The following is a 9,829-nucleotide window of genomic DNA, read 5'->3' as shown; positions in this document are numbered from 1 at the left end:
CAACACGGCGGTGATCGTGCGCGGCTCGACCCGGCGCTCGACCATGCTGTTGCGCGCCGCGAGCGTCAACGCGAGCAGCATCAGATGCGCGACGATCACGGCGCCGAGCACGAGCGCGGCACGCCGGTAGTCCGGCGCGGAATTCGTCACTGAATTCATCGCGTTGCCGCGGTTCGCGGGGTTTGCCATGACGGCTTGCAACATCGCTGCCACCTCCGCGTTCATTGTCCTCTCGCGCCCCGCGTTTTAGAACCGGCTGCGCGCCGGCGCCGAGCAATTCGGGAAATTCTCCCGCCCGATTGCGTTGTCAAACAATCGCCCGGTGCGGTACTTTGAATCGATGACGCGCGCCATCGCGGCACAGCGATTTCACCACGGAGTACCACAATGCCGGAGACACCTATCCTCACCAGAAAACCCTGCCGTTCCATCGCGCTGGCCGTCGCGTTCGCGCTCGGTACGGGCGCCGCGTATGCCGCGGCCGCGCCGCTTGCCTACGTGACGAGCGAGAAGGCCGGCGTCGGCGTGATCGACCTCGATCAGATGACGCTCGCGCAGACCTTTCCGGTCGGCGCGGACGGCCCGCGCGGCCTGAGCCTGAACCGGGACGGCACGCGCCTGCTGGTCGCCAACAAGAACACCGGCGACCTCGCGGTGATCGACACCGCCACGGGCAAGGTCGTCAAGCGCGTGAAGATCGGCAAGAACCCCGAGTATGTGCGGGTGCACAACGGCTATGCGTACGTGACCTACGAACCGGGCGAGAGCGGCGGGCCGCCGGGAGCGCAGGCGGACGGCAAACCAGGCGACAAGCCCGGCGCGAACGATGACGACGACGCCAACAAGCCGCCCGCCGAGATCGCGATCGTCGACATGAAAGACTGGCGAGTGATCCGCTCGGTGACGAGCGGCCACGAAACCGAAGGCATCGAGTTCTCGCGCGACGGTCAGACGATGCTCGTCACGAACGAAGGCGACGACACGGTATCGGTCTATCACGCGCGCACCGGCGCGCCGGTCAGGACCGTGAAGCTCGCGGCGGGCGGCCGGCCGCGCGGCATCCGGCTGTCGCCCGACGGCAAGTACTACGTGGTCACGCTGGAGTCGCTGAGCAAGTTCGTCGTGCTCGACGCGCACACGTTCGACGTGGTCAAGACCGTCGACACCAAGCTCGGCCCCTATGGCGTGGCGTTCGGCCCCGACGGCAACCGGCTGTTCGTCGCGGCGGCGCGCGACAAGGCCGTGCAGGTGTTCGACGGCCACACCTACGAGCATATTGCCGACGTGCCGGTCGGCCAGCGCTGCTGGCACTTCAGTTTCACGCCGGACGGCTCGAAGCTGATGGTCGCGTGCGGGCGCTCCGACGCGGTCTACGTGCTCGATGCGAAGAGCTATCAGCCGCTCAAGCAGATCGGTGATCTGCCGCTCGCATGGGGCATCGTCACGTATCCGCATAGCGACGGCTCGATCGAATCGCACTGACCGGCCGGTCTTGCGCGGCGGCGCTCGTTTGCAGGCGGGCGCCGCCGCGTTTCGATGTGCTTCGATGCATTTGGATGCGCTTAGCCGCCAGCCGACTGCTTCCATTCGCCGCGACGCATGATCCAACCCGCGCGGCCGCTCGCTACAACTACGACGAGCAGCCACGCGGCGGCCACGCCTCAATACCCCACACCTTCACTTCCACGCATAGCGCATCCCGACCCAGAAGCCGCGCGGCGCGCCCGGCCCGACGAACTGCTCGTTGACCGGGTTCGCGCCGTTGAACGTATTGTTGGGGCCGGTGAAGAAGTTCTGGCCGAGCGCGCCGAAGCTCGCATAGCGCTTGTCGAGCAGGTTCGTCACCGAGGCGAACACCTGTACCTGCTTCGTCACCTGATACGCGGTGTCCATGTCGATCAGCAGGTAGCCGGAAATCCTGCCGTTCGCGTCCTGGTTGTTTTCGTCGCCCTGCGCGTAGACGCTGCCGCGCCAGGTGAGGTTCGTGCCGATGCGCCATTTCGGCGTGGCCGCGTAGTCGAGCCGCAGCTTGACCGTCGTCGCGGGAATCCCCGGAATGTGATTGCCCGGCTTGACGGTGATGTTGCCGTCGTCGTCCGCGCTCGAATTGCTCGGGCTGCTTTCGGTCCAGCTCGACCGGTAGGTCGCGTCGACGTAGCTATAGCTGCCGGTCACCGTGACCGGACCGAGCTGCGTCTGGCCGGCCAGTTCGACGCCTTGCCGGCGCGTGCGGCCGACGTTCTGGAAAAAGCCGAGCGAGCTGCCCGCGCCGTTGCTGCTGATGAACTGGATGTCGTTGTCGAGCGTCGTGGTGTAGGCGGCGGCGCTCCACGTCGTGCTCGCGCCGAGCTTGCCGCGCGCGCCGATTTCGAAGGTCTTCGAAATGACCGGTTCGAGCGACGGGTCGGAGATGAAGTCGTTCGGCAGCGAACACGGCGCGTTCGGATCGGCGCAGGCGAGTTCGATCGCGGTCGGCGAGCGCATGCCCTCGTTGTAGCTCGCGTAGGCCGTCAGCGCCCGCGTCGGATTCCAGTTGATGCCGACCGCCGGGTTGAAGCGCGAGAACGTATGGTGGCCGTTCAGGTTCGGCTGCTCGCCGCTTTCGTCGCCGATCGTGGCCTCGGCCCAGTTGTAGCGGCCCGCGAGCGTGAGCGACCAGTGCGGTGTCAGCGACAGCGTATCCGACAGATAGATGCCGTAGCTCGTGTTGTGCGTCTTCGCGTAGGTCTCCTGCTCGAAATCGCCGATGCCGATCGTCGCGCGCGAGTCGGTGAAGGCCGCGTCCTGCGAGGCCTGCGTGAAGCGCGAATTGGCGGCGTCCACCGCCATGCCCGCGATCAACTGGTTCTCCATGCCGCCGAGCTTGCCGAGCAGCGTCAGTTGCAGGCTCGCGCCGTAGCTGTCGGTCGCGACGACCGACCTCTCGTTGGTGGCCTGCAGCGTATTGACGTCGCCATCGTCTTCCACCGAGCCGTAGTCGTTGTTGACGTTGCTGCTCGTATTCGTGTTGCGGAAGTGCCGGTAATAGGCATTGCCGCTCAGTTCGACGTGATCGTTGAAGTAGTGGTCGCCCGACAGCGTCAGGTAGCCGACCGTGTTCTGGTTCTGGTCGGGATACGTGTAGGGCTGCTTCGGATTGCCGAGGAACGAGCGCGGAATGGTCTGCGTGCCGTGCAGGTCGTTGTCGGCGGCACCGCCCGATAGCGACAGCGTCGTATTCGCGTCGGTATAGCGCAGCTTGCCGAACGCCTGGCGGACGCGGCTCTCGTTCTGCTCGGCCCAGCCGTTGTCGTTGGCGGCGTTGGCGGTGAAGTAGTAGTCGAGGTTCTGGCCGATCGTGCCGCCCTGTTCGATCTGCGCGGCCTTGCGGCCCCACGAGCCGCCCGATATCTCGGCCTCGCCGACCGGGTTGTCCTTGCCGTTCTTGGTCGTGATCGAGAGTGCGCCGCCGAGCGTGTTGAAGCCGTAGGTCGGATTCGAGCCCGGAATCAGCTGCATCGTGCTGATCGCCTGCTGCGGCAGCAGGTCCCAGTTCACGACGTCGCCGAACGGCTCGTTCACGCGCACGCCGTCGACGAACACCGACAGCCCCTGCGGCGTGCCGAGCAGCGGCGAGGCGGTGAAGCCGCGATAGGTCAGGTTCATCTGATACGGGTTGCCCTGCGCATCGGCGATGCTGACGCTCGGCAGGTTCGCCGCGAGGTAATCGGTGAGCGTCTGACGCCGCTGCCGTTCGAGGTCGGCGGCGTGGACCGTCTGCACGTTGGCGGGCACCTGCGTGAGCGGCGTGCCGATGCCGAGCAGCGGCGTGGTGCCGACCACGACGATCGGCGCGAGGGTCGTGGTGGGCGTTGCCACAGCGGTGTTGGCGGTGGCGTTGTCGCCGGCGGCGGGCGTTGCCACGGTTGCGGCGGACGCAGCGGATGTAGCAGACCCGGCGGCAGCCGATGCCGCGACCGGCGCCTCGGCCTGCGCCCACGCATTCGCGGACAAGGCGGCGAGCGCGCCGCCGAAACAGAGGGTGATGCCGGCCCGCCGTTCGAAGCGGCGTTTGCGGCGTGCCAGGGATCGCAGGCTCATCGTTATGTCTCCTGTCGGCTTTATCGGTGCGCGCGCGGCGCGTTCTTTGAAGTCTGTGTCAAGCCTGGCATACGCGCCTGTAAGGCGCGCGGGAGCTTTTCCCGATCTGGCGGGGAAGGCTTCCCAAAACCTGCGCAAAAATCGGTCGCGCGCGATCGCGCTGGGTAGAATGCAAGTGTCATGTCAAGCGACCCGATCCCTTCATCTTCCGCTGGCCGCCCGCCGCCGCATTCGACGATCCGCCGCGATCTCGCATGGGTCGTCGCCGTGACCGTGCTGGCGGCCGTGCTCGGCGCAACCTTCGATCTCAGCGAGAAGGCCTACCGCTTCACGCGCGGCATGGAGCGCTTCCAGCTCGACGAATTGCCGGGCACGCTGTTCGTGCTGTCGATCGGGCTCGTGTGGTTCGCATGGCGCCGCTATCGCGAGGCGCGTCGCGAGTTGAGCTATCGGCGCAGGCTCGAAGAGCAGGCCGAACGGCTGCTCGCCGACAACCGGCGACTCGCGAATCAGGCGCTGCAGGTGCAGGAACGCGAGCGCCGCCATATGGCACGCGAACTGCACGACGAACTGGGCCAGTACCTCAATGCGATCTCGCTCGACGCCGCGCGCATCCGCGATCTCGCGAAGGAGCGCGAGCCGGAGATTCATCGCGTGTCGCTCGGCTTGATTCAAAGCGCGAGCCACGTGTACCGCGAGATCGGCGGCATGATCCGCCGCCTGCGGCCGATCGGTCTCGACGAATTCGGCCTGCCGAGTGCGCTCGAACATTGCGTCGACGGCTGGCGCGAGCGGCTGCCCGAGGCGTCGTTTTCCGTGACCATCGAAGGGGACTTCAGCGGCTTGAGCGATGCGCTGACCATCACGCTGTATCGGCTCGTGCAGGAAGGCTTGACCAACGTGTCGAAGTTCGCGCGCCGCTCGCGGGTGGAGCTGTTCATGGTGCGCGCGCCGCGCGAAGGTGTCGAAGGCGACGAACGTGGCGAAGGCGGTGCGGGTAGCGCGGGTAGCACTTCAGGCCGGATCGACGAGATCGTCGTGACGATGGCCGACGACGGCCCCGGCGTCGATCTGACGAAGCCGCGCGTGGGGCTCGGGCTGATCGGCATGCGCGAGCGCGTCGAGGCGCTCGGCGGTGAATTCCACGTGGCGAGCGAGCCGCAGGGCGGTTTTCTGTTCTGCGCGCGCGTGCCCGCTCACGCGGGGCTGGCCGAGCCCGTGAACTGAAGCCCGAGGCGGCTCGCCATCTGGGCGAGCTGCACGCCGTTGTCGGCGCCGAACTTCTGGCGGATCACCGATTGATGGTTCGCCACCGTCTTCTGGCTTAGGCCCAGCTTCTCGGCGATGCTCGGCAGCGTATAGCCCTGCACGAGCAGACGCAGCACCTCGAACTCGCGCGCCGACAACTGCCGCCCCGGCGGCCCCTCGTTGAACGCGTTGCGCATCGCGAGCGCCTGCGAGATGTCCGGGCTCAGATAACCCGCGCGCCGCGCGACCGAGCGCACCGCCTCGACGAGCACGTCGGGCGCGCTGGCCTTGGTCACGTAGCCGAGCGCGCCGGCATCGAGCGCGCGGCGCACGAAGATCGAGTCCTCATGCACGCTGAAGATCAGCACGCGCGCGTCGGGCTCGCGCGCGAGCATGCGCCGCATCGCCTCGATGCCGCTCGCGCCGGGCAGCGACACGTCCATCACGACCACGTCGGGCCGCAGCGCGCAGAAGCGCTGATAAGCGAGCGCAGCATCGGCGGCCTCGCCGCAGACCTCGACGTCGGAATTCAGTTCGAGCAGCCGCCGGTAGCCTTCGCGCACGACCGCATGGTCGTCGACGAGCAGAACGGAGATCAGGTCGGTCGTCATGGTTGTGCTCCGTGGTCGCCGCCGGGCTCGCGGGCTGCGGCCGCGAGCCTGCGCGAGTTGGCGTCGTGGCGAAACAGGATCGGCTGCTCGCGCGCGGCGATTGCCTCCGCCCCGGCTGCCGACGCCGCGCGTTGCACGACCTTGACCACCTGCTCGTGAAACGGCGACTTGTCGCACACGGGGTCGGCATTGGCCGCGTCGCCCGTGAGCAGATAGGCCTGGCAGCGGCAGCCGCCGAGGTCGTGCTCCTTTTCCTCGCAACTGCGGCACGGTTCCTTGAGCCAGCTCAGGCCGCGAAAGCGGTTGAATGCGTCGCTGTCGTACCAGATCTCGCGCAGCGGCGTGTCCTTCACGTTCGGCAGCGCGAGGCCGGGCAGGCCGCGTGCCGCGTGGCACGGCAGCGCGGCGCCGTCGGGCGCGACGCCGAGAAACACCGCGCCCCAGCCGTTCATGCAGCGCTTCGGGCGGGTCTCGAAGTAGTCGGGCACGACGAAGAAAATCTTGCAGCGCTCGCCATGCTTGCGGCGATAGCGCGCAACCACCGCCTCGGCTTCTTCGAGCTGCTCGCGCGCCGGCATCAGTTGCGCCTGGTTCTCGCGCGCCCAGCCGTAGTACTGCGTGTTCGCGAGTTCGAGATATTCGGCGCCGAGCGCGAGCGCCATCTCGATGATTTTGTCGACATGCGGCAGGTTATAGCGATGCAGCACGCAGTTCATCACCATCGGAAAGCCGTGCCGCTTCAGCGCGGCGGCGACGCGCTGTTTTAGTTCGAACGTGCGTGTGCTGCTCAGGAAGTCGTTGAGTTCCTGCGTCGAATCCTGGAACGACAACTGGATGTGATCGAGCCCGGCGGCCTTCAGTGCGCCGAGACGCTGCTCGGTGAGACCGACGCCGGAGGTGATGAGGTTCGTGTAGAAGCCGAGCCGGTTTGCTTCCTCGACGAGCACTTCGAGGTCGTCGCGCACCAGCGGCTCGCCGCCCGAAAAGCCGAGCTGCACCGCGCCGAGCGCGCGCGCGTCGCGCAGCACGTCGAGCCATTGCGCGGTGCTGAGTTCGCGATGGTGGTCGGTGTAGTCGAGCGGGTTGTAGCAGAACGCGCAATGCAGCGGGCAGCGATAGGTCAGCTCGGCGAGCAGCCAGAGCGGCGGCGGCACGCTGGCGGCGCTGTGGCCGGGTTGCGCGCCGGGCCCGGCGGCGGGTTGTGCAGCGGGCTGCACCGAGGGTTGCGAAAGATCGGTCATCGCGCTACTCCAGCCAGCCGCGCCGGTGCGCGTCGGCGATGAAAGCCCGTACCTCGGTGCCGATTCCGGTCGCGTTGAACGCCTGTTCCAGTTCGGCGATCAGCGTGTCGAGGTCGCGCGTGCCGTCGCAGCGTTTGAGAATTTCGCCGGCGCTCTGATTGAGCTTCACCATGCCCTCGGGATAGAGCAGCACGTGCGCGTTCTGCGCGGCTTCCCATTGCAGACGGAACGGCTTTGCAATCGTCAGCGGCAGGGCGGCTTCGCTGCCGCTTTGTGTCGATGCTTCGGTGGCGCTCTCTGCGCGTGTCGAGTCGTTCATTGCGGAAACGCCTTCTCGATCGAGTCGAGCATGGTCCACAGAATGTCGAGCTTGAATTGCAGGATTTCGAGCGCGCGCTCCTGCTGCTCGCGTCGCGTGAAATACGCGAGCGTGACTTCGAGCCCGTGCTGCACGTCGCGCTGCGCGAGCGAAATGCGCGAGCGGAAATAGGCGAGGCCCTCGGCGTCGATCCACGGGTAATGCTCGGGCCAGCTTGCGAGCCGGTCGCGATGCACCTGCGGCGCGAACATCTCGGTCAGCGACGAGCAGACCGATTCCTGCCACGGCGCGCGGCGCGCGAAATTGACATAGGCATCGACGGCGAAGCGCACGCCTGGCGTCACGTGTTCGAGCGACCACAGTTCGTCGCGCGTGAGGCCGACCGCATCCGCGAGACGCGCCCAGGTTTCGATGCCGCCTTCGGCGCCGTCGTAGCCGTCATGGTCGAGAATCCGCAGCACCCAGCGACGGCGCGTGTCGCGATCGGGGCAGTTCGACAGCACGGCCGCATCCTTGAGCGGAATATTGATCTGATAGTAGAAACGGTTCGCGACCCAGCCGCGAATCTGCTCGCGCGAACAGCCGCCGCTATTCATCTTCACGTTGAACGGATGATGAATGTGATACGCGGTGCCTTTCGCGCGCAACTGCGCCTCGAATGCCTCGTGGCTCCAGGCGGGCTTGTCGGCGCCCAAGGTTGCCGTTGCAATCGCATCGCGTGGGGCTGTTGTCGTGTCGTGGATGTCCTTCGCGTTCATGCCGTCTCCGTTTGTTTTATGGTCGTTCACTGCCGCGCCTCGTTACCGCATTGCCTTGCATTCGTCATTGCCGCTGCGGCTGCGCACCCGCCTGCACTCGCGCGCAGTCGCAGGCTTCACAGTTCGAAACTCATGCCGTCATAAGCCACTTCGATGCCATGCTCGCCGAGCACACGGCGCTCGGGACCGTCCTCGACGAGAATCGGATTCGTGTTGTTGATATGGATCAGCACCTTGCGCCGCGCGCCGCGCTGGCTGGGGCGATGCGCGTCGAGCGAGTCCAGCGTTTCGATCATGCCGCCCGCGCCGGTCTGCGGCAGATGCCCCATGTCGGCGGCGGTTTTCTTCGACAGGCCGAGGCGGATCATTTCGTCACCGGTCCATAGCGTGCCGTCGACGAGCAGCAGATCGGCCTCGCGCATCGCCGCGAGCACGTGTTCCTCGATCGCGCCGAGGCCCGGCGCGTAGAACACGCGCTGGCCCGATTGCAGGTTCGTCAGCACGAGCCCGATGTTGTCGCCGCGCTCGGGCGCGTGACGGTGCGGCGAATAGGGCGGTGCCTTGCTCGAGAGCGGCAGCGCGTCGATGCGGATGCCGCGCAGGGCCTCGACCGTGAGCGGCGCGCCGTCGAGCGCGATGCGGCGATGCTCGACGCCGCAGTAGTGCGACAGAATCGGCGCGACCGGAAAGCCGGAGCCGAGGTCCTGCCATACCGCGTCGGTCGCGTAGAGCGGCAGCGGCGTGTCGCGCTCGCGCAGCATCAGCAGGCCGGTCACGTGATCGATCTGCGCGTCGATCACGAGCACGGCGGCGATGCCGCTGTCGCGCGCGCGGCGAGCCGGCTGCAACTCCGGATGGGCGGCGATCTGCGTGAGCAGATCAGGCGAGGCGTTGACGAGCAGCCAGTCCTCGCCGTTCGCGCTGACCGCGATCGACGACTGCGTGCGGCGCGTGGCCTTCAGCGTGCCGCGTCGCACGCCGTCGCAATTGCGGCAATTGCAGTTCCATTGCGGAAAGCCGCCGCCCGCCGACGAGCCGAGTACCTTGATCTTCATGCCGCACGACGCATGCCGCGTCCCTCTTCGACGGTTGGAATGAACATCGCGGCGAGCGCCTGCGCGACGCGCGCATGCAGCGCGGGATCGCTCGCGAGATGACCGGCCGCGCTCACGTATTCGAGCCGCGCCTCGGGAACCGCGCGCCCGAGACGCCGCAGATTGCCGCGCGGACACACCGGATCGCGCGCGCCATGCATGGCGGCGAGCGGCACGCCGGCCGCCGCCGCGCGGCGCGCGAGCGACAGCAGACGCGTTTCGCCGAGCCAGCAGCGATGCGCGAGGTAGTGCGCCTGAATCCGGTATTTGCCGATCAGCTTGCGGGTAGCGCGCCGCGCGCCGCGTGCGTTGCGCGGTGTATCACGTTGTGCCGCGCGTTGTGCCGCACGTCGCGCCGAATGTCGCGGCGCCGCGCTCGCCAGCACCTCGTTTTCATAGCCGCGCCAGGCTTGCGCGAGCGCGCGCTGCCGCGTTGGGTTCGCGCCGTATCGCAGCGTGGCGGCGCAACGGGCGACAA

At 67.2% G+C, this 9,829-nt stretch carries 8 protein-coding genes and 1 pseudogene; 2 read left to right on the top strand and 7 right to left on the bottom strand.

Annotated features, from left to right (window positions below):
- Nucleotides 1–387 precede the first annotated feature (387 nt).
- On the top strand, nt 388–1,482 hold the full coding sequence (locus G3N58_RS32570) for a beta-propeller fold lactonase family protein (protein WP_206001249.1): 1,095 nt from the start codon (nt 388–390) through the stop codon (nt 1,480–1,482).
- Nucleotides 1,483–1,677: 195 nt separating this feature from the next.
- Here G3N58_RS32570 and G3N58_RS32565 read toward each other — a convergent pair whose 3' ends face one another.
- Complete coding sequence (locus G3N58_RS32565; protein ID WP_206001248.1) at nt 1,678–4,080, bottom strand: TonB-dependent receptor; 2,403 nt, start codon at nt 4,078–4,080, stop codon at nt 1,678–1,680.
- Nucleotides 4,081–4,260: 180 nt separating this feature from the next.
- On the opposite strand from G3N58_RS32565, the gene G3N58_RS32560 reads away from it, so the two are divergent.
- Entirely contained in the window at nt 4,261–5,307 is a 1,047-nt protein-coding gene (locus G3N58_RS32560) for a histidine kinase (RefSeq protein ID WP_206001247.1), read from the top strand.
- On the opposite strand, the gene G3N58_RS32555 is transcribed toward G3N58_RS32560, so the two are convergent.
- From G3N58_RS32555 to G3N58_RS32530, 6 genes and pseudogenes are all read right to left on the bottom strand, one after another.
- Complete coding sequence (locus G3N58_RS32555; protein WP_167039395.1) at nt 5,277–5,939, bottom strand: response regulator transcription factor; 663 nt, start codon at nt 5,937–5,939, stop codon at nt 5,277–5,279. The genes G3N58_RS32560 and G3N58_RS32555 overlap by 31 nt on opposite strands.
- The gene (pqqE, locus tag G3N58_RS32550; protein WP_206001246.1) at nt 5,936–7,180 is read right to left on the bottom strand and encodes a pyrroloquinoline quinone biosynthesis protein PqqE; all 1,245 of its coding nucleotides are present in this window, start codon (nt 7,178–7,180) and stop codon (nt 5,936–5,938) included. Before pqqE ends, G3N58_RS32555 begins: the two co-directional genes overlap by 4 nt.
- 4 nt (nt 7,181–7,184) lie before the next feature.
- Entirely contained in the window at nt 7,185–7,499 is a 315-nt protein-coding gene (gene pqqD / locus G3N58_RS32545; RefSeq protein ID WP_167285788.1) for a pyrroloquinoline quinone biosynthesis peptide chaperone PqqD, read from the bottom strand.
- Nucleotides 7,496–8,257, bottom strand: coding sequence for a pyrroloquinoline-quinone synthase PqqC (gene pqqC, locus G3N58_RS32540; protein WP_206001245.1), 762 nt, complete (start codon nt 8,255–8,257; stop codon nt 7,496–7,498). Before pqqC ends, pqqD begins: the two co-directional genes overlap by 4 nt.
- A 116-nt stretch (nt 8,258–8,373) precedes the next feature.
- Nucleotides 8,374–9,312: a pyrroloquinoline quinone biosynthesis protein PqqB gene (gene pqqB / locus G3N58_RS32535; RefSeq protein WP_206001244.1), complete on the bottom strand. Its 939-nt coding sequence runs from the start codon at nt 9,310–9,312 to the stop codon at nt 8,374–8,376.
- Nucleotides 9,309–9,829: pseudogene (locus tag G3N58_RS32530) on the bottom strand (prolyl aminopeptidase); the annotation flags it as partial. The gene pqqB and the pseudogene G3N58_RS32530, both read right to left, overlap by 4 nt.

The sequence above is a fragment of the Paraburkholderia sp. Ac-20342 genome (assembly GCF_017104985.1).
GTDB lineage: Bacteria > Pseudomonadota > Gammaproteobacteria > Burkholderiales > Burkholderiaceae > Paraburkholderia.
Note: the sequence above shows the minus strand (reverse complement) of the source record. Positions and strands in the feature narration are given on the sequence as shown.

Coding starts and splice junctions, on each gene's coding strand:
- G3N58_RS32565 (WP_206001248.1), bottom strand. CDS start 4,080: ATGAGCCTGCGATCCCTGGCACGCCGCAAACGCCGCTTCGAACGGCGG.
- G3N58_RS32560 (WP_206001247.1), top strand. CDS start 4,261: ATGTCAAGCGACCCGATCCCTTCATCTTCCGCTGGCCGCCCGCCGCCG.
- G3N58_RS32570 (WP_206001249.1), top strand. CDS start 388: ATGCCGGAGACACCTATCCTCACCAGAAAACCCTGCCGTTCCATCGCG.
- pqqE (WP_206001246.1), bottom strand. CDS start 7,180: ATGACCGATCTTTCGCAACCCTCGGTGCAGCCCGCTGCACAACCCGCC.
- pqqB (WP_206001244.1), bottom strand. CDS start 9,312: ATGAAGATCAAGGTACTCGGCTCGTCGGCGGGCGGCGGCTTTCCGCAA.
- pqqC (WP_206001245.1), bottom strand. CDS start 8,257: ATGAACGCGAAGGACATCCACGACACGACAACAGCCCCACGCGATGCG.
- G3N58_RS32555 (WP_167039395.1), bottom strand. CDS start 5,939: ATGACGACCGACCTGATCTCCGTTCTGCTCGTCGACGACCATGCGGTC.
- pqqD (WP_167285788.1), bottom strand. CDS start 7,499: ATGAACGACTCGACACGCGCAGAGAGCGCCACCGAAGCATCGACACAA.